The following is an 18,871-nucleotide window of genomic DNA, read 5'->3' as shown; positions in this document are numbered from 1 at the left end:
GGACGCGACGTGAGCTGGCAGCCCTCGGGCATTTCCCGGCCCGTTGGGTGCTGCGCGATGCCTGGAAGTCTTGCCGCCGGTTGTTACGGGGCCGCTACGCCGGGTGTCGCTCGCGTAACGGTCTCCCGCACACCGCACCCGCGGCGTACGTCGCCCAAGCGGCCATACAGCAAGTTGCCTCGAACGTCACGGCTGGAACGGATGGCCTCCGACCACGTCCCAGGGGCAGTGGTACCGCGCCCGAGTGGCCCGGAACACCCCCGGGGGTTCCGCGGTGCGCAGGGGGCGCCGACGGGCCACGACGTCCTTCGCCGGAGGAGACGGCCCTCAACTGGAGCCCGTGCTGGGGCAGGTGTCCGTGCCCCGCACCGGGGTCGGACGGCCCCGCGCCCGGCCCGACCACGTCCTGGCTGACAAGGCCTGCGCCGGAGCCGGCTCAGCGTGGCGTTGCTTGAGCAGGGAGGAACGCGCACCTCACCCTTTTCCGCTATCCGGCCGTATGTGCCGCAGGCCGCGGAGGCGGACCCTGGCTCCCGCGCCAAGAAGTTCGTGGATGTCTACGACCAGGGCGGCCGCACCCCGGCCGAGGTCCGCGCCGCGCTCCTGACGGACCACGTCTTCGGGCTCCCCGCAGCCCGCGGCGCCCCGGCCCACGCCGCCGCGGGCGGCAACGCTCATCTGCTCCTGATCGGGCGCGCAGAGGGCGCACCCGCCGTGCACGGCACCGAGATGTACGCCCTGGTCGGCCAGGAGAAGCCCGTGATCCTGTCCCCGGTGTACGCCGTCACCCGCCGCCTGCTCTCGCTGCCCGCGATGCTGCTGCCGCGTGATGTCTCCAAGGACTCCGAGTCGCTGGTGCTGCGACACGAGAACGCGGTCCTGCGCCGCCACGTCCCGCGCATGCGCTACGAACCAGCCCACCGCCTGTGGTTCGCCAGCCATGCCGGCAGCGTGGCAGAGGTCACCGGGAAGACCTGGGCCCAGCGGTGGCGCGGTGTCAGGTGGGAGAGACCCCGGCCGGCCGCACCCGCAGTGCCAGGAAGTGCGAGCGCAACGGCGAGGTAGGAATGGACGCCGGCGCGGGCCAGAAGCGAGGTGGCCTCGGCGTTACGGGCGATGCGCGGCAGATCGTGGTCGCCGACATGGCTCACCAGGATTGGCCGACGGGTGTGGGCGCACAGGGTGACCAGCGGTCACCCTGTGCGTCGCGAGGTCACTGGGCGGGTCGGCGGCGCGCGGTGCCACGGTGGGGTGGGCCGCCTTGAGTGCAAGGGCGTGGAAGAGCTCCGGGCCGTCGCCGTGTCTGCGTGCGCGGCAGGCCAGGGCGGAGTCCAGGATGTCCACGGCGACCACGTCGGCGAGTTCGGGGGTGGCGATTTCGGCCAGTTCCTGGGCGGTCTGCTCCACCTCCAAGGTGGTTCCCACGCGGGTGGAGGCGTCGGCGATGAGGGCCAGGCGTCGTCGGGCCTGGTCGGCCTGGGCAGCCACACGGTGCCGCTCGGTGACGTCGACGACCGAGGTGGCCGCTCCCAGGACCCGCCCGCCGGGGTCCTCCAGTCGGTAGAGGGAGAGGGACCAGGCGTGCTCGTGGTCGGGGACGGCCCACGTGGTACTGGTCGAGCAGCGGAGTGCCGGTGGCGAGCACCTGACGTAGCGCGGACTCGATGGTGTCGACGTCAGGGAAGAACAGGGTCGTTCTCAGACCGCGGCCGATGTGGTCTTCGGCGGGGATGCCGTCGATACGCTCCAGAGCCGGGTTGACCAGGAGATAGTGCAGGTCGGGGTCCATGAGGGCGATGCCGATCGGTGACTGGCTGATCAACCGCTCACACAGCGCCAGGTCGGTCTCGACGCGCTGGAGCAGGTTGTGGTCGGCTGCGATGCCCAGAGCGTGGAGACCTCCGCGATCGTCCAGGAGCCGCATGTTCCGGAACTCCGTCAGCCGGATGCTGCCGTCCTTGTGACGGATGGGGAAGGTACCGGCCCATCCGGCCGGTCTCCAGCACCTCCGCGAACAGGCGCGCGACAGCCTGCAGGTGCTCGGGATGGATGAACAGCCGTGCCGCGTACTGCCGAGGGCCTCTTCCGAGGTGTAGCCGAAGATCGGCTGCCATCCCAGACCTCCTTGGCCAGCCGGCAGGCCGTGCCCACCCGCATCAGCATCACCGCGCGCTCGGGGTACCGACCACCTGCACTTCCATGTTGCCCCCGGGCCAGCGCCTTGCCCAATGCGTGGTGCTCGTCGGCGGCGGAGGGCCGCGCTGGGCCCGGCCACCCTCTCGCCGGGATCGTGCACATCGGGCGGAGTAGCAGGAACATGGTCGTGTAGGGGATGAGGCCCATGGCTTCTGCGCGAAACGGTTCCGATGCGCCGACGCCCGCGGGACCGCTCGATCACTTCGACGCGTCCACCGACGCGGCCGGGGTGGTGTCCACGGACGGCGTCGTGGTCGGCTGGACCCGGGGCGCCGAAGAACTCCTCGGCCGCCCGGCACGAGAGGTGGTCGGCGGCTCGGCCGCGCGTCTGCTGGCGATGCCCGGAGACCCGGCACGGGTGGCCGGCATCGCGGAGCGATGCCGCGGCGGCATGGGGTGGAGCGGTCTCATCCCTGTACGACACCGCGACGGCAGCAGCATCGACGTCGATCTGCGTGTCTCCGCGTCCTTCCGTGTCGGCTCGGACGAGTGCTTCCTGATCTCGGCACGGGAGCGGAAGCAGCACTGGACGGTGAGCCAGTCCGTCCTCGACGGCTTCCAGACCCGCTCGCCGGTCGGCATGGCCGTGATGGATACGGACCTGCGCTACGTGTGGCTGAACGACACCCTGGAACGCTTCGGCGGTGTGCCCCGAGAGGAGCGGCTGGGTCGTCGGCTGAGCGACCTGTTTCCCGGGCTGCAGGCGGACACCATCGAGGGACTGATGCGCAAGGTCCTGACGACCGGCGTCCCGGTGACCGACTACGAGTACGCGGGATGGAGTTGGGCCGATCCACACCGCCAACACGCCTACTCCACGTCCTTCTTCCCCCTGCTGGACGCCGACAACTCCGTCACGGGCGTCGGCTACATGGTCTCGGACGTCACCGAGCGGTGGAACGCCCGCCAGCTTCTGTCGCTGGTCAACGAAGCGGGAACCAGGATCGGCAGGACTCTCGACGTCATGGAGACGGCTCAGGAACTCGCCGACTTCGCCGTTCCCTACTTCGCCGACTTCGTCATCGTCGATCTCCTGGAGCCCGTCCTCAGCACCGAGGGGCACGGAGCGTGGCTGACCGATGCGGGACCGGCCTCCGCCACGCCGGTGCTGCGCCGTGCCGGAATGAGCTCGGTACGAGAGGGCTGCCCGGAGGCCGTGGCGCGGATCGGAGAGAGGGCGGACTTCCTGCCCCCGCCGCACGACGCGGATCTGCTCATCAACGGCGAGCCGATCCTCATCCCGGTCCTCGCCCCCTCCGAGGACCTGTGGGTCGCCGAACAGTCCGAGAGGGCGGCAAAAATCCGCGAGTTCGGACTGCACTCCCTCATCTGCGTGCCGATGCGGGCCCGGAACGCCCCCCTGGGCCTCACCACGTTCGTACGTTCGCTCAATACCATCTCATTCCAGCCCGACGACGTCTTGCTGGCACAGGATCTGGTGGCACGAGCGGCGCTGTGCGTCGACAACGCCCGCCGATACACCAGGGAACACACCGCAGCGGTCACTCTTCAGCGCAGTCTGCTGCCCCATGCCCTTACGGGAGGAACGGCACTGGAGGTGGCCTCCTCGTACCTGCCGGCGGACCCGACCGACGGGGTCGGCGGTGACTGGTTCGACGTGATCCCGCTGTCCGGCGCTCGTGTGGCCCTCGTCGTCGGCGATGTGGTGGGTCACGGCATCACCGCGGCGGCTGCCATGGGCCGAATACGCACCGCGGTGCAGACACTCGCGGACATGGAATTGCCCCCCGACGAACTGCTGGCCCATCTCGACGACCTCGTACTCCGGTTGAGCGAGGAGCAGCCCGTCGGCGAGGGGGCCGAGGCGGCCAACCGGAGTTCGACCGCCTTCCTCGGAGCGACCTGCCTGTACGCCGTCTACGATCCGGTCACCAGGCGCTGCACGATGGCCCGGGCCGGACATCCGCCACCCGTCGTCGTCGCACCCGACGGGCACGTCTCCTTCCCGGAACCCCCCGCCGGCCCTCCGCTCGGACTGGGCGGCGTGGCGTTCGAGGCCACCGAGATCGAACTCGCCGAGAACAGCCTGCTCGGTCTCTACACCAACGGCCTCATCGAGGGAGTCGACCACGACATGGAGCTGGGCATGACCCGGCTCGGCGACGTGCTGGCCCAGCCGGACTGCGACCTCGCTGGCCTGTGCACGTCCGCGGTACAGCACCTCGTGCCCGTGCCTCAACCCGACGACATCGCCCTCCTCCTGACACGCACGCACTCCCTGGGTGCCGACCACGTCGTCTCATGGGACGTTCCCGTGGACCCCGCCGCCGTCGCCGATGCCCGAGCCCGGGCGACTCGCCAGGTGGCAGCCTGGGGTCTCGGGGAACTGGCCATGACCACGGAACTCATCGTGAGCGAGCTCGTCACCAACGCGATTCGCTACGCCGAACCGCCCATACGCCTGCGGCTCCTCCGCGACGCCCGCCTGTCCTGCGAGGTCGCCGACGGAAGCAGCACCGCTCCGCGGCTGAGACATGCGCGAAGCACGGACGAAGGCGGCCGCGGTCTCTTCCTGGTGGCCCAGCTCGCCCATCGCTGGGGTGCCCGGTACACGAAGGGCGGAAAGATCATCTGGGCTGAACAGGAAATCCCGTGAAGAACGCAAGGAGAGACATGCCGTGCCGGGACGTGAGTCCGCCCGACCGACCGGATCTCCGGACGCCCATGACCACCGGGCCCGGGCATTCTCCACACGGTCATCGCAGTGTTCCGCACACCGGCGATCTGCGCGTCGAAGCCTGGGCACCGACCCGCGAGGAGTGCATCGCCGAGGCAGTGCGGGGCATGGTCGGCAGCTTCGCCGACCTGCCCTCCGATGCCTCCTGCGTGGCGCGGGAGTGTGTGGTGGCGGCCGGAGACGACGGCCGGCTCCTGGTCGTCGTCCTTGAGGAGGTCATCTACCGCATGGACGCTGCGGGCGAACTCCCTGTTGACGTCACAGTGACGCCGGAACCCGGTGACGTACGCGTGCGATTCACGATGGCCGACAGCTCGACGGCCACGCAGACCGGTGCCGTACCCAAGGCCGTCGCGCTGCACGGGCTGCGACTGGCTCAGGACGCGCACGGGTGGGCGTGCCAAGTGACGCTCGATGTGTGATGTCCGTCCCGGCGTCCCGCGCCGGAACATCTCGCCGAGGAGGCCGAACCGACATGGACATCCGGATCGTGACAGACGGACCTTGGCGGTTCCGCATCGAACAGATCGGCGCCATGCGCGTACCCGGAGTCGTCCTCGCTCCACGGGAGCTGCTGCCGGACGAGTCCGGCGACCAGGCCCTTCAGCAGGTGGCACATGTGGCCACGCTCCCCGGTATCGTCCGCGCCTCGTACGCCATGCCCGACATCCACTGGGGTTACGGCTTCCCCATCGGCGGCGTGGCCGCCACCGAAGTCGCGGGTGGCGGCGTCATCTCGCCGGGCGGGGTGGGCTTCGACATCTCGTGCGGGGTACGCCTGCTCACCGCGCACGTCGACCGCACTGCCCTGCTGCACAGACTGCCCGCGCTGATGGACCGGCTGGACGGGCTGATCCCACGCGGGCTCGGGCGCGGCGGACTGTGGCACCTGACGGGTCGGCCGCAGCTGCAAGAAATCCTGCTTGGCGGCGCCCGGTACGCGGTCGAGCAGGGCCACGGGGTGGCACGTGACCTGGAGCGGTGCGAGGACTACGGAGCCGTCGGCGACGCCGATCCCACCCAGGTCGGCGAACGCGCGCTGGACCGCGGCGCCGGGCAGGTCGGCAGCCTGGGCTCAGCCAATCACTTCCTGGAGATCCAGGCGGTCGACACCGTCTACGACGAGGCATGCGCGCGGGCATTCGGCCTGTGCCCCGGCCTGGTGTGCGTCATGATCCACTGCGGCTCGCGCGGTCTGGGCCACCAGATCTGCTCCGACCACGTGCGGGCCATGGACGCCGTGATGCGGCGCTACGGCATCGATGTACCCGACCCGCAACTGGCCTGCGCACCCGTCGACTCGGCCGAAGGCCGCGCCTACCTGGGCGCGATGGCCGCCGCCGCGAACTACGCCCGCGCCAACCGCCAGCTGCTCGCCGACGCCGCCAGCCGTGCCTTCCTGCAGCTGACCGGCTCGGGCCTGGACCTGCTCTACGACGTCTCGCACAACCTGGCCAAGCTGGAAACCCACCCCCATGACGGTGCCCGGGCGCTGCTGTGCGTCCATCGCAAGGGCGCCACCCGAGCCCTGCCGCCGGGCCACGCCGACTTGCCGGACGCCCTGCGCCGCTTCGGCCAGCCGGTGTTCGTGCCCGGCACGATGGGTACCGCCTCGTACGTCATGACCGGCAGCACCGGCAACCGGGCGTTCGACTCCTGCTGCCACGGCGCGGGCCGCGTTTGGAGCCGGCACCGTGCCCACCGCGAGACGTCGGTCCGGCAGCTGCGCCACGAGCTGGCCGGTGCTGGGGTCGCGGTGCGCCCCGCTTCCTGGCGCAGCGTGATCGAGGAAGCGCCCGAGGCGTACAAGGACGTCGACGCCGTTGTCCGGGCAAGCGAACACAACGACTTGGGCCGCCTTGTCGCACGCTTGGTGCCGCTGGGCGTGCTCAAGGGCTAGTACTACAGCCGGTGGTCTTACGGTGAGTGAGCGCGGGCGGTTCGGGTGCGGTAGTGGCTGGTTCGGGCTCGGGTCTGGTGGCGGGTGCGCCAGCGGTGCCAGTGCATGGCCAGCCAGGTCCGGGCGGTGCGGGCGGGAGCGAGGACGATCCGGTCGTACAGGCGGCGGATCTCGTTCACGGTCGGGGGTCGGGAGTCATCGGTGGGGCGGGTATGAGCCGGCTCCGGACGGTGACGAGGAAGGCCATGGCGAGCATGCACACGGTGGTGTGCCGGTACCACGAGCACCATTTGCGTACCTCGTGCTCGTCCAGCCCCACCTGTCCCTTGGCGACCTGGAACGACTCCTCCACCATCCAGCGCTGTCCGGCGGCGACGACCATCTCGGCCAGGGTTGTGTCCAGGTGGGTGTGGCACAGGAAGTAGGCGATCTCCCGGACGAGTTCGCCGGTCTTCTTGTCCTTCTTGTTGGGCACGATCGAGCGGCGGATCAGCAGATGCCGCTCGAAGTCCCCTTCAGTGGTGGCGAGTTGGACGGTGGCCCAGTCGTACTCGCGCGGGCCCTTGGCGCCGTCCGCGCAGGGCCGGCGCTCGAAGGCGTCCTCGGGTACCAGCGCCCACAGCTCGCGGGCCTGCCGGGTGCGCCCGTCGGGCAGCGGCAGCACCTCATCTTTCGGGACGGCGAGCACGTAGCGGACGTGGTGTTCCTCCAGCCAGGCGCGCAGCGCCCGGCACTGCCCGTATGCCTCGTCGGCCAGGAAGTAGGTGAACGGCACCGAGGCCGCCAGCGCGCGCTCCAGCATCCGCCGGGCCAGCTCCGGTTTGGTGACCACCGCGCTCGCGCGTTCGGGCGGGATGCCCTGCTCGGCGCAGCGGCGTTCGTGCTCCACGGTGGTGCCGGCCCAGTTCCTGCCGAGGTAGAGCTCGGCGTCGATCAGAGTGCGACCCCGGCGGGATCCGTACGACAGGTGCACGCTGACCTGGGCATTCTCGACCCTGCCCGCAGTTCCGGTGTACTGCCGCTGGACACCGGCGGTCTTGGTGCCCTTCTTGATGTCGCCGGTCTCGTCCGCGATCAGCACCGCGTCGTCGTCGGCCAGGGCGTCGACCGCGACGGCGCGGACCCGGTCGCGCAGTTCGTCCGCATCCCACGCGGCCTTGGCCAAAAAGCCCTGCAGCCGGTCCGGGTTGGGGTGGCCGGCCGCCTCCGCGAGCTGCCACAGGTTCTTGCGCGGCACCTCGCTCAGCAGCCCACGCACCATCGCCCGCAGGTTCTCCCGGGAGGCCGGACGCGCAAACACATCGTCTACCGAGGCACACAACGCCTCCAGCTCCCCCTCAAGCTCCCGCACTTGGCCCTCGGCCAGCTCGTCCGTCCGCACCACACCAAGCGACAGTTTCAACCCCACGAACGGAGCAACGAGCCAACCATCGTCACGCCACGTGAACCACCGGCTGTAGTACTAGCAGAGGGCCGCCTCGCACATGGCCGACAGGCGGGTCGCAGCTCGCCGTCTGAGAAGCGCACGGCATCGCACTCCACCGGCGCAGCGCCCAGTGCGGTGGCGACCGCGTCAGCCGGTGTCCTGTGCGCAGTACCGGCCACGACACGAACGCATCGTGATCCACCTGTGGAGCGAACCGTCCGGTCCAGATGTGCGGGTGAGGATGTGGTCGACCGCCAGCGGGAGTCCCGCAGCGGATCTCCCGGCCTCCATGCCCCAAGATCACCAGGACCCCCGCCACTGGCCAGGCGCGTCGCATTCTTCGCACGCGTGCTGAGTGGTCCACCTGCACGCAGCGGACCGGACACCTAGCAACGGTGTCCGGCAGCCCAGGACGCGGTGTGGCTACTCCACATACCTCAACCAGCGCCCGCTGATGAAGAGGTTCCGCACCACCATCGGCACGCCGGGGGTCCCAACGACCACCTGACTGCGTACAAACTCGATCAGTCGGCCGTCGCTGGCACTGCCGCCTGCCAGACGCCGGTTCGAGATTGCCTCCGGCCGTGACCAGCAGCTGGGCGGCCCCGGGCCCTTGACAGCGAGGTCACCACCGACAACCCCGGTCTGCGGGCCGCCCACGGCGTCGGCGCCGCCTCGGGTACAGTCAAGATCTTTTTGAAGATTCCAGGCCTGGAGACCGAATGGCCGTTATTTCCCGGTATCGACATGAATTCGGCCGCAAGGGACCGAATTATGGGCAGCACGAAGACGCCGATGGCGAATGGAGGCATCGACGTCTATGTGCGGGAGAGCCGGAAGGGGCGGTCAGAAAGAAGAAAGCGGATCAGGGAGAAGTATCGGGAAATTTTTCGTCCCCGGGCGGGCCGAGACGGTGCAGGAGGCGGTCGCCCTCGAGACATTCCAGGGCTTTGGCCATCGTGCGTGCATGGATCTCTTTCTCATGACGCTCGAACATGAGGGAAAGAGCATCGCGCAGTTCCCGTGCCTCGGAGACGAGCGCCTGCGCCGCCCTGAGCGCCGTGTACGTACCCGTCGTCTGGGCCGGGTTGGCACCGCCCAGGCGTTTTAGTACGGCCACGTAGGCATCCACCACCTGGCTCTCCGCCTCGGTGAGGGCCGGGATCCGGGGACCTTCCGGGAACATCATGGACTGACCACCCCCTTCGTGTTCGTCGACTGTCGGGCTCAGGCCCCGAGCTGGCTGGAGCGGGGCGTGACGACCTGGTCCACGAGTCCGTACTTGAGGGCCTGCTCGGCCGTGAGAATCTTGTCCCGCTCGATGTCCTCGCGGACCTTCTCCAGCGGCGTGGAGGAGTGCCTGGCGAGCATCTCCTCCATCTGGGTCCTGATGCGCAAAATTTCAGTCGCCTGGATCTCCAGGTCGGAAATCTGAGAGCGGCCCGTTTCCGTGTACGGCTGGTGAATCAGAACCCGTGCGTGGGGCAGGGCCATACGCTTTCCGGGAGTGCCGGCCGCCAGAAGAACGGCCGCACCGGAAGCGGCCTGTCCCAGGCACACCGTCTGGATGTCGGGCTTCACGTACTGCATGGTGTCGTAAATGGCCGTCAGCGCGGTGAAGGAGCCGCCCGGGCTGTTGATGTAGATGGAAATGTCCCGGTCGGGGTCCATCGACTCCAGGCACACCAGCTGGGCCATGATGTCGTTGGCCGATGCGTCGTCGAGTTGTACGCCGAGGAAAATGATGCGCTCTTCGAAGAGCTTGGCGTAGGGGTCGTACTCACGGACTCCCTGCGAGGTGCGCTCGACGAAGCGCGGAACCACATAACGCCCCTCGGCATGGGGGAGCTGGGCGGCCGGGCGGGAAGCGGAGCTGAAATTCACGTTGTTCTCCTCCTGATGGGCCACACGAGAGGCCTGTTAATGAATGCAGTGAAGGGATGACTTGCAATACGCCGAGCGCCCTTACGGCAAGAATTGCTTGGAGGACGGTCCCCGGGAGGAGTGATCTGCGGCATCCTGCGGCGACGCTGTCCACACTTCGACCGCGCGGTCGATGATGCGAGCGACCTCGGCGAGCCGGCCCTCGTCCATCAGCGTGTAGTGCGTCCCCGGGGCTTGGACGACGGGTACGGAACGGCCCACGAGCGCGGACCAGCCGAGGCAGTCGGAGGCCGCGTTCCATCCGGTCTCGTCCCGTGCCCGGACCATCAGCAGCGGTGCGGCACACGGACGGGCCTGCCAGCCGTCGTCGAAGATCCCTTGGTGCCAGGCGTAGACGTCCCAGAATGGGCGTAGGTCCGCACCCGTCAGACCGGGGGTGTCACTCGCCACGGCGATCAACTCCGCGGCGTGGTCGAGCAGTCCGTCGACCGAACGGGCGTCGGTCTTGGACATGTCGATCCCGAAGAGCCCGCCGATCTCCGTCGCGCGATCGGTCGACCGGCCACCCAGGACCTCATGGGTCGCACTGTCCAGGAGGATCACACCGGCAGGGGCCCGGCCCTGCCCCTCGCTGAGACGCGCCATCTCCACGGCCACCGGCCCGCTGAAGGACCACCCGACGAAGATCGGCGTCGAGCGGGAATCGGCGGCCTGGAACTCCGCGAGGTAGGTCGCCGCGATCCCCTCGATGGAGCGCGGGCGGCCGGGGTCTATGCCGGGTGCCTGGAAAGCGTAGACGGAGCAGTCCGAACCGAGGTGCGGCTGCAGGGAGCGGAACGACGCGGCCGAGCCGCTCGCCGGATGGATGAAGACCAGCGCGTGCCGCCCGTTGGACTCCTTCAGGCGGACCAGGTTCCCCCGCACTTCAAACAACTCCCCTTTCAGTGGGTCACGTGCGCAGACGCCGGACAGGTGTCGTGTGATCACCTCGCCGAACGCCCCAGCGAACTGTACAGGACGTACGGAATGTAGGGTGTGCCGCATGGCCCATGAGATTCGTGTGACGCAAGCCCGGTCCGAGCTGGCGGAGCTGATCAACCGCGTGGTCTACGGCGGGGAACACGTCGTTCTGACCCGCCACGGCAAGCCGCTCGTCGCTCTCGTGTCGGCTGCCGACCTGGAGCTACTTGAATCAGCGGCACAGGAGCCGGACAAGGTGATCGGCACGGTGTCCGTCGTCATGGACGCCCCGTCCCATTACAGCGAGCCGAACAGGTTCGGCTTGGTCGCCGAGCACGGAAGCCCGCACGAGACTTACCGGCCCCACTGAGCTCGCCCTGCTCACGACCCTGTGCTCCTGACTCGGGTTCACCGGATGCGAAGACTCGCTCCAGCGCGTCAATCCCGCCCGGATGCGTACGTGGCGTCGCCGTGCACGGCTCGCTTCGCCGCACGCCTGCCGACACCGCTCGGCACCAGACCGTTCCCCATCCTCGTCCGTAAGGACCGATGATCTGAGGTTCCCGAGGGGCTTGCCGGTCTCGGCGAGCAGCTCCATCAAGCGTTCCTGGTCGCCGGGGAGCGCGGGGTGGGCTGTCGACTGGTTCTCCCCGGCCGTGTTGTTGCCGAGCCATCCGGTGCGCTCGCCGAGCACGGCGATCACGACGTCGGCGTCGGCCACCGCCGCTGCGACCGCTTCGGTGGTGAGCGCCGCCGGGTCGGCGAGGAATCCGCCGAGGGGCACATGGCGGACCGCCTCGTCGTACCTCTTGAGGGCTGCGACGACGTTCTCCATCTCCGGGTGGAGTGCGCGCGTCGTCTCCTCGAAGTGCGGCTCGATGGCGGGCATCGGCACGTTGAAGACGTCCGTGAAGAGCATCGAGGACGGATCGACTCCGGGCACCTGTCCGGTGATCAGAGCCTGTGTGCCCAGGAGCATCTCCCGGCTCGCGGTCGAGGTGTAGGCGCCGAAGTGGATCCGCAGCTCGTCCGCGGCCGGGCCGACGACGACCACTCGCTGCGCTTGCGGGGCCAGCGGGAGTGTGCCGTCGTTGGACAGCAGGACACCGGCACGGTCGGCGATGTCGCGGCGCAGAGCCGCGCCCTTTCCGGGGTCGGGGGCGGCGACGACGGGCGGGGGGCCGAAGCTGGGGATGAGTCCGACGCGTGCCTTGGCCCGCAGGACGCGGTGCACGGCCTGGTCGACGGCCTTCTCCTCGAGGCGCCCGGACTCCACTTCGGTGACGAGTTGCTCGTAGATCTTTCCGTGCGGAAGGTCCACGTCGATGCCCGCCGTCAGCGACTGGACAGCGGCCTGCCCGGGCGTGGTGGCGGTGTGGAAGGCCTGGACCAGCATGGGCAGGGCGTCGTAGTCGCTCACCACGAGCCCGCCGAAGCCGAGTTCGCCGCGCAGCAGGTCGCTGAAGAGCCAGCGGTCCGTGACGGCCGGGATGCCGTCGATCTCGTTGTAGGAGTTCATGACGACGTCGAGGCCGGCCTCGGTGATGTCGCGCCGGAACGGGAGGGCGTACTCGTCGACGAGCGCGCGGCGGCCCAGCTGGGTGACGGCCTTGTTCAGCCCGCCTTCGGAGGCGCCGTACCCGAGGAAGTACTTGCCCGTGGCCAGCACTCCGGTCTCGCCGTCGGCCCCCTGCATGCCGGTGACGAACGCGACCGCGAAGCGCGCGACCAGCTCCGGGTCCTCCCCGTAGGACTCGTGCACGCGGCCCCAGCGGGGATCCCGTGCGAGATCCATGAGAGGTGAAAGGGCCAACTGCATTCCCGCGTCGCATAGATGGGCCGCGCTCACGGCGGCCGCGCGTCGCACGAGATCCGGCTGCCAGGTCGCGGCCTGGGCCCAGGCCGTCGGGAACTGGGCGCCGGAGGCGTGCATGAATCCGTTGACGGCCTCGTTGTGGATCACCGCGCCGATCCCGAACGGCGACACCTCCCGTACCGCCTCCTGTACTGCGGCGACAGCCGAGCGCAGGCTGTCCGCGTCGTGGCCGAGGAACCACGCCATCGCGAGGTGGCCCACTCCGTGCGGCCGCAGCTCGGCCAGCTTGGTCGGATCGGTCTCGGGCCCCTTCCCCTCCGGTATGGGCTTCTTGCGATCGGTCAGGTGCATGACGCTCAGGCCGGTCAGCTGGCGACCTTCTGCTCCAGCGTCAGCCGGGACACCAGCTTCCCGACCGCGTCGTCGCTGTGCAGGACGGACATGTGTGCTCCCTGGTTCAGAGGTTCGTTTGCCAGGCGCTGCGGCCCGGGCCGACCGTCAGTTGCTCACCGTCGGGCAGGACGACGGTGGCGGTGGATGTGGGCGGGACCTCGACGGTGAGGTCCAACTCCCCGTCCTGGATGCGCCATTCGACGGCGATGGTGCCGCGCGGGCTGTCGAAGGTGCCGCGCGCCCAGCCGACCGACGAGTGCGGTACGGGCGCGACGACGAACTGCTCCCAGGCCACGGACCCTTCGGCCTGGCGCAGCCCAAGGGTGTGGGTGTGCAGGAAGTGAATAACGGCGCCCTTGCTGTAGTGGTTGAGCGATTCGTGCGCGTCGCCGTGCTCGTCGACGCCGTCCCACTCCTCCCAGATGGTGGTGGCGCCGCGGTCGAGCATGCCGAGCCAGGACGGCGAGGTGCGCTGGAGCAGGACTTCGTACGCCAGGTCGGTGTGACCGGTGTCGGCGAGGGCGGGCAGCAGGTCGGCGGTGGAGAGGAAGCCGGTGCCCAGGTGGGTTCCGGCCTCGCGGATCAGGTCGGCCAGGCGCCCGGCGACCGCGTCCCGCATCTTCTCGGGGGCGAGGCCGAGCGACAGTGCACGGACGTAGCTCGCCTGGGTGTCGACCGTGGTGCGGCCGGTGTCGTCGAGGAACTCCGTACGCCAGGCCTCCTTGATCCGTTCCGCGAGGCGTGCGTACCGGGCGGCCGCGTCCTCGCGGCCCAGGACCCCGGCGATCGCGGCCAGGGTGGCGGTGGAGCGGTAGAGGAAGGCGGTGCCCACCTCGCCCTTGTCGGCCGCCGTCCAGTCCTGTTCCGGTGCGACGATCGAGCCGTCGGCGGCGCGGCGCTTCGGTTCGCACCACTCCCCCCAGTGGAAGGAGCCGTCCCAGATGAACTCCTCGTGCGGGAGGGGTTCCGCGGACCTGGCCACCCGGGAGGGGTGCCGGGCCGTCCGCGCGGTGGCCAGGGCCCATTCGACCCAGCGGACCATCGCGTCCCAGTTCTCGTCGAGGCCGCGGCGGTCGCCGTACGTCTCGTACAGGAGCCACGGTACGAGGACGACGGCGTCGCCCCAGCCGGCGGAGCCCGTCATGCTGTCGAGGCGCTGGTCGGTGCGGAGCTTGATGCGCCGCCCGTCGGGCGAGAAGTTGGCGATGCGTCCGTCGTCGAGCTGGTCGTCGCGGACCGAGCGCAGCCATTTGCGGCTGAAGCCGTGGATGTCGTAGAGGCGGGTGGCGGTGGGCGCGAAGACCTGGTAGTCGCCGGTCCAGCCGATGCGCTCGCGGGTCGGGCAGTCGGTGGGTACGTCGACGGCGTTGCCCCGGAAGCTCCAACGGGCCACGTTGTACAGGCGGTTGAGGTCCTCGTTGCCGCAGGCGAAGGTGCTGGTGGGCCGCAGGTCGGTGTGGACGACCCGCATGGTGAGGCTCGACGTGTTCAGGGGTGCGTCGCCGCGCTCCAAGCGGGCGTAGCGGAATCCGTGCACGGTGTGCCGGGGCTCGAAGACCTCGCCTTGGGTGCCGGAGGAGACGACCTCGTCGTGCTGGACGAAGACGGTCACCGGGTCGCCGGGGCGCTGACAGTCGAGGTGGGTAGTGGTCAGGTCACCGGTCGAGGGGTCGACGTGCTCTCCGTAGTCGATCGCGGTGCGGGTGCCGGCCGGGCCGAGGTCGGCGAGGGTGATCCAGCCGGAGGCGTTCTGGCCGAAGTCGGCGATCCAGGCGCCGCTCTGCAGCCGGGTGAGCGAGAGGGCGGAGCGGTCCTCGATGCGGCGTACGGGCGGAGCCGGGGACCAGTCGACCGGGGGTGCGCTCACGGCGTCGACGAGGACGGGGCTTCGTTCGGTGACCGGGGTGAGGAAGTCGGTGATCTGTCCGTCCATCAGGTCGGCGCGGGTGACAGGGCCGGGGGCGGACGTCCATGGCTCGCCGGTGCGGATCACTTCGCGTGTTCCGTCGGCCAGTTCGAGGTGCAGCTCCGCGCGGGCGGCGAGCAGGTCTCCCCAGCCCGCTGGTTTGCGGAAGGCGCCGACCTGGCCGCGGTACCAGCCGTCGGACAGCACGATCTCGAGGGTGTTGACGCCGGTGCGGACGGACGAGGTGACATCGGCCGCCTGCGCGTAAAGGGTTCGGTCGTACGAGGTCGAGCCGGGCGCGAGTTCGGCGGTGCCCACGCGCTCGCCGTTCACGAATGCCTCGTACACCCCGAGAGCCGTGGAGTACAGGCGTGCCCGCACCACCTCGGAGGTGTCGAAGGCGGCGCTCAGGGTGTGCGCCGGCCGCGTGCCGGGCGGGAGATGAGAGGCCCGCTGATCGTCGGCCGGGGTGATCCAGGAGGCCTTCCAGTCGCCATCAAGCAGCCCGGCCTCGAAGGCGTGCCAGGAACTCCACGCCGACGACTGTGTCGCGGTGCTGGGTCGCACCCGCCAGCGCACCCGCTCGCCACTGCGCAGCGCACGCACCGGCCAGTCGACCAGCAAGTGGCCGGTGACGAGGGCGTGTTGCTGCGGCTGCCCGTCGACGTGGATCTGCAGTTCGTACTCTTCGCCCGCCGCCGCGGTGTTCCGCGGCGGCTTCCAGGAGAGGCGAGGGCGGCTGCCGGACACCGGAAACCGGTCGCCGCCGCTGTCGATCGCCAACTCGTAGGGGATTTCAGGGGTGTTGTGCGTCATCCGGTTCGTTTCCTCCGGTGTCCGGATCTGGATCCGCTGGGATCCGCCTGGTTCAGTGGCCGTTGGCCGGCTGCGCGTAGGTGGTGCCGTCGATGGTCGTGGTGAGTGTGCCGACCGCCTGGAAGTCGTTGCCGAGCATCACGGACGGGCCGAGGGTGAACCCGTCGGAGCCGGTCTGCTTGGTTCCGGTGTGCTTGCCGGACAGCTTCAGGTCCTCGGTCCAGGTGAGGCAGGCGAACTCCGAGGCCGTGCCCGGTGTGCAGCCGAGCGCCGTGTTGGCCTTCCGCTCGACCTTCTCCGTGCCGTTGATGATGTTCGTGCCGTCGTCGCTGTAGTTGCTGTAGGCGACGGCGACGCTCAGCGGCTGGGTGCCGGTGCTGTTGTTGGTGATCTGTATGGTGGCCGTACCCTGGGCCTTGCCCTGCATCGTGTACGTGGCGGCCGGGATCGCCTTCGCCGCTGCCGGAGGATTGTCCGGGTCGTAGGGTGTGCCCCAGGTCTTGTCGGACACCGGTGCGGGCGTCACGGGCGCGGTGGGCTTGAAGTCAGGGAAGCGGGCGATCATCAGGCGGCTGTTACGGCCGCCGGGTTCGGTCGAGTCGGCACAGCGGTGCGGGGTCGGGTTGGCGCCGCAGGCCAGGTTCTCGGTGTAGACGACGGCGGTGCTGTCGGCGAGCCAGGCCGGGTCGGCGGCCATATTCCAGTTCCGGTCGGACCCGGCATTGATCTGGAATCCGTCACCGGTCTTCGGGTCGACGAGCCAGGGCGAGAAGTAGCGGCGGTTGCCCTCGTTGCGGATCCCCGCGATGTACGGGGCGGTGCCTCCGTGCGCGGTGAGTGCCGGGATGCCCGGCATGCCGGAGATGAAGTCGAGGCGGCCTGAGCCCTTGACCTCTTCGGCGAGCAGCCACTTGCCGTTGGGCGATGCCGCCATCGGGTCGGTGTAGTGGGCGTTCCGGGTGATGGGCTGGGAGGCGCCGGTGGCCAGGTCGGTGGCCCAGGCGTCCATGCTGTCGGAGTTCGCGCTCTGGATGCCGAGGATGCCCCGCCCGTCGGCGGTGAAGCCGCGCGGTTCGCCGATCATTCCGGCCTGGTTGAAGCGCAGTTGGTTGCCCTTCTCGACGACCAGGGGCTGGTACGCGGCCGAGGGGTTGGCGAGGGCCGAGACGCCCACCAGCTCGTAGCGGCCCTTCTCTTTGTCGTAGCTGATCCGGCCGACGTACCCGGTCTCCGTGAGTGCCCGATAGTCAAGGACGTCCCACACCAAATGCACGCCGTCGTTGCTCAGCCGCCATTCCCGGCCGTTGTTGATGCCGGAGCTGTCGGCCTTGAAGAGCGGCTTGTCGTTCCAGTAGATGGGGGTGATCTTGGTGTTGGCGGGGGTGCAGCGCGGGTCGGTGACCGCGTACTCGGTACCGTTCGCGCCGCACGACAGGATGCCGTTGCCCACCAGGACGCGCTTGCGGTCGGGCAGCTCGTTCGCGGGCGGGTAGACGAACTGGCTCGTCTCGATCTCAGACCCGTAGGCCACCCCGCAGGTGACGCACTTCCACGCCTCACCGTTCGGGAAGGTGCTGCCGTCGGTGCGGACCACCAGGACCTGGTTGCCGCTGTAGACGCTCGCCGGGCCGGACTCCGGTGCTCCGGCATAGGTGAGGCCGAGGAACACGTACTTCGAGCTCCTGGCGGGGCCCGGGGTCCCGATGCCGCTCCAGTCGGCCGAGACACAGCCGGTGGGATGGGTGCAGACGCCGTCTTGCGGGACGGTCGGCGGCACCGGCAACTCACTTATACTGACCCGCGGTTGAGCGGTGCCCGACGTGTCCACGGCCGTGGACACCTGGGCGCTGGGCAGGGCCGCTTCGAGCGCCAGTACGGCGGCCGCGCTTCCTCTGAGGAGGATGGAACGCACACTCCGAACTCTCATGATCTTGGCAGCTTCCTGACTGGTCGGTGCGGGGTCATTTGAGACGTGGTCACTTGAGCGCTCCCGCCGAGAGGCCGCTGATGATGTGGCGCTGCGCGATCGCGTAGAAGACGACGATCGGCAGTACCGCGATGAGCGACGCGGCGAGCAGGATCTGTTGTTGCGGGGTGTCCGCGGACATGAAGTTGGTGAGGCCGCGTTGTACGGGCATGAGCGAGCTGTCGTTGAACAGCACCAGGCCCATGAGGTACTCGTTCCAGACGCCCATGGCCTGGATGACGGCCACCGCGATCAGCCCGGGCCTGGCCAGCGGCAGGATGATCCGCCAGAAGGTTGTGAACAGGTTGGCGCCGTCGATGGCGGCGGCCTCTTCCAGTTCCTTGGGCTGGCTGGCGAAGAACCCGCGCATGATCAGGATGGAGATCGGCAGCCCGCCCGCGATGAGGACGAGGATGTAGCCCATACGGGTGTTGGCGAGCCCGAGCGTGATCAGCAGTTTGTACTGGGCGATGAACGACGCCGGCAGCGGGATGATCATGATGACGAGGATCGCGCCCACGATGGCGCCCCGGCCGGGGAACTCGATGCGGGCGAGGGCGTACCCGGCGAGGCTCGCGATGACCAGGATCCCGAGGACCGCGGCCGTGGTGTAGAGGAGGCTGTTGGGCAGGTACTGGCTGAAGCCTCCTTCGTTCCAGGCGGTGGCGAAGTTGCCCCATTCGAAGGGGTGGGGAATGAAGTCGGTGCCCTTGTACAGCTGCTTGCCGCTCTGCAGGGAGCCGCTGAGCACCCAGAGCACCGGCACAAGAGCCTCGAGTGCTCCCGCGATCAGCAGGGCGTACAGGGCTATGCGCGGCAGACGGCCGACGCGGCGTTTCGCCTTCGACGATGTCGGTTCCGGCATCGACGGCGTATCGGACTCCCGTGCGGGGTCGAGAAGCGTGTTCAT

The 18,871-nt window shown here is 69.2% G+C and carries 13 protein-coding genes and 3 pseudogenes; 6 read left to right on the top strand and 10 right to left on the bottom strand.

Annotated elements, in window-relative coordinates:
- Positions 1 to 316: 316 nt before the first annotated feature.
- A pseudogene (locus tag OG456_RS33980) lies at positions 317 to 421 on the top strand (IS5/IS1182 family transposase); the annotation flags it as partial.
- Positions 422 to 501: 80 nt separating this feature from the next.
- Positions 502 to 1,065, top strand: a complete 564-nt coding sequence (locus tag OG456_RS33975; RefSeq protein WP_266569573.1) for a hypothetical protein — start codon at positions 502 to 504, stop codon at positions 1,063 to 1,065.
- On the opposite strand, the pseudogene OG456_RS33970 reads toward OG456_RS33975, so the two are convergent.
- Positions 1,047 to 2,104, bottom strand: a pseudogene (locus OG456_RS33970) (PAS domain-containing protein); the annotation flags it as partial. The gene OG456_RS33975 and the pseudogene OG456_RS33970 overlap by 19 nt on opposite strands.
- A 237-nt stretch (positions 2,105 to 2,341) precedes the next feature.
- On the opposite strand from OG456_RS33970, the gene OG456_RS33965 reads away from it, so the two are divergent.
- From OG456_RS33965 to OG456_RS33955, 3 genes are all read left to right on the top strand, one after another.
- Positions 2,342 to 4,813 (top strand): SpoIIE family protein phosphatase, encoded by a 2,472-nt coding sequence (locus OG456_RS33965; protein WP_266567796.1) that lies wholly within the window; start codon positions 2,342 to 2,344, stop codon positions 4,811 to 4,813.
- Between the two features lie 68 nt (positions 4,814 to 4,881).
- The gene (locus tag OG456_RS33960; protein WP_266567794.1) at positions 4,882 to 5,316 is read left to right on the top strand and encodes an archease; all 435 of its coding nucleotides are present in this window, start codon (positions 4,882 to 4,884) and stop codon (positions 5,314 to 5,316) included.
- Positions 5,317 to 5,369: 53 nt separating this feature from the next.
- A complete protein-coding gene (locus OG456_RS33955) occupies positions 5,370 to 6,794 on the top strand; it encodes an RtcB family protein (RefSeq protein ID WP_323136372.1) in 1,425 nt (474 codons plus the stop codon).
- Positions 6,795 to 6,811: 17 nt separating this feature from the next.
- On the opposite strand, the gene OG456_RS33950 is transcribed toward OG456_RS33955, so the two are convergent.
- The 5 genes from OG456_RS33950 to OG456_RS33930 all read right to left on the bottom strand — a co-directional run bounded on the left by OG456_RS33950 (position 6,812) and on the right by OG456_RS33930 (position 11,028).
- A complete protein-coding gene (locus tag OG456_RS33950; protein WP_164324575.1) occupies positions 6,812 to 6,973 on the bottom strand; it encodes a hypothetical protein in 162 nt (53 codons plus the stop codon).
- Positions 6,970 to 8,202: an IS701 family transposase gene (locus OG456_RS33945; RefSeq protein WP_266556846.1), complete on the bottom strand. Its 1,233-nt coding sequence runs from the start codon at positions 8,200 to 8,202 to the stop codon at positions 6,970 to 6,972. The genes OG456_RS33950 and OG456_RS33945 overlap by 4 nt, the downstream gene beginning before the upstream one ends.
- Positions 8,203 to 9,085: 883 nt before the next feature.
- Positions 9,086 to 9,409, bottom strand: coding sequence for a hypothetical protein (locus tag OG456_RS33940; protein ID WP_266567792.1), 324 nt, complete (start codon positions 9,407 to 9,409; stop codon positions 9,086 to 9,088).
- 38 nt (positions 9,410 to 9,447) lie between these two features.
- Positions 9,448 to 10,104 (bottom strand): ATP-dependent Clp protease proteolytic subunit, encoded by a 657-nt coding sequence (locus tag OG456_RS33935; RefSeq protein ID WP_266567790.1) that lies wholly within the window; start codon positions 10,102 to 10,104, stop codon positions 9,448 to 9,450.
- A gap of 81 nt (positions 10,105 to 10,185) precedes the next feature.
- A complete protein-coding gene (locus tag OG456_RS33930) occupies positions 10,186 to 11,028 on the bottom strand; it encodes a thioesterase domain-containing protein (protein WP_266567788.1) in 843 nt (280 codons plus the stop codon).
- A gap of 118 nt (positions 11,029 to 11,146) precedes the next feature.
- Between OG456_RS33930 and OG456_RS33925 the strand changes: the two genes are divergently transcribed.
- Entirely contained in the window at positions 11,147 to 11,434 is a 288-nt protein-coding gene (locus OG456_RS33925) for a type II toxin-antitoxin system Phd/YefM family antitoxin (protein WP_266567786.1), read from the top strand.
- 258 nt (positions 11,435 to 11,692) lie between these two features.
- Here OG456_RS33925 and OG456_RS33920 read toward each other — a convergent pair.
- From OG456_RS33920 to OG456_RS33905, 4 genes and pseudogenes are all read right to left on the bottom strand, one after another.
- Positions 11,693 to 13,126, bottom strand: a pseudogene (locus OG456_RS33920) (glycoside hydrolase family 3 protein); the annotation flags it as partial.
- Between the two features lie 211 nt (positions 13,127 to 13,337).
- Positions 13,338 to 15,995 (bottom strand): family 78 glycoside hydrolase catalytic domain, encoded by a 2,658-nt coding sequence (locus OG456_RS33915; protein WP_266567784.1) that lies wholly within the window; start codon positions 15,993 to 15,995, stop codon positions 13,338 to 13,340.
- Between the two features lie 52 nt (positions 15,996 to 16,047).
- A complete protein-coding gene (locus tag OG456_RS33910; protein WP_266567782.1) occupies positions 16,048 to 17,907 on the bottom strand; it encodes a hypothetical protein in 1,860 nt (619 codons plus the stop codon).
- Between the two features lie 64 nt (positions 17,908 to 17,971).
- On the bottom strand, positions 17,972 to 18,871 hold the full coding sequence (locus OG456_RS33905) for a carbohydrate ABC transporter permease (protein WP_266567780.1): 900 nt from the start codon (positions 18,869 to 18,871) through the stop codon (positions 17,972 to 17,974).

Origin of the sequence: Streptomyces sp. NBC_01446, from assembly GCF_026340095.1 — a bacterium.
Lineage (GTDB): Bacteria > Actinomycetota > Actinomycetes > Streptomycetales > Streptomycetaceae > Streptomyces > Streptomyces aureus.
This window is presented reverse-complemented; position numbering and strand designations above follow the sequence as displayed.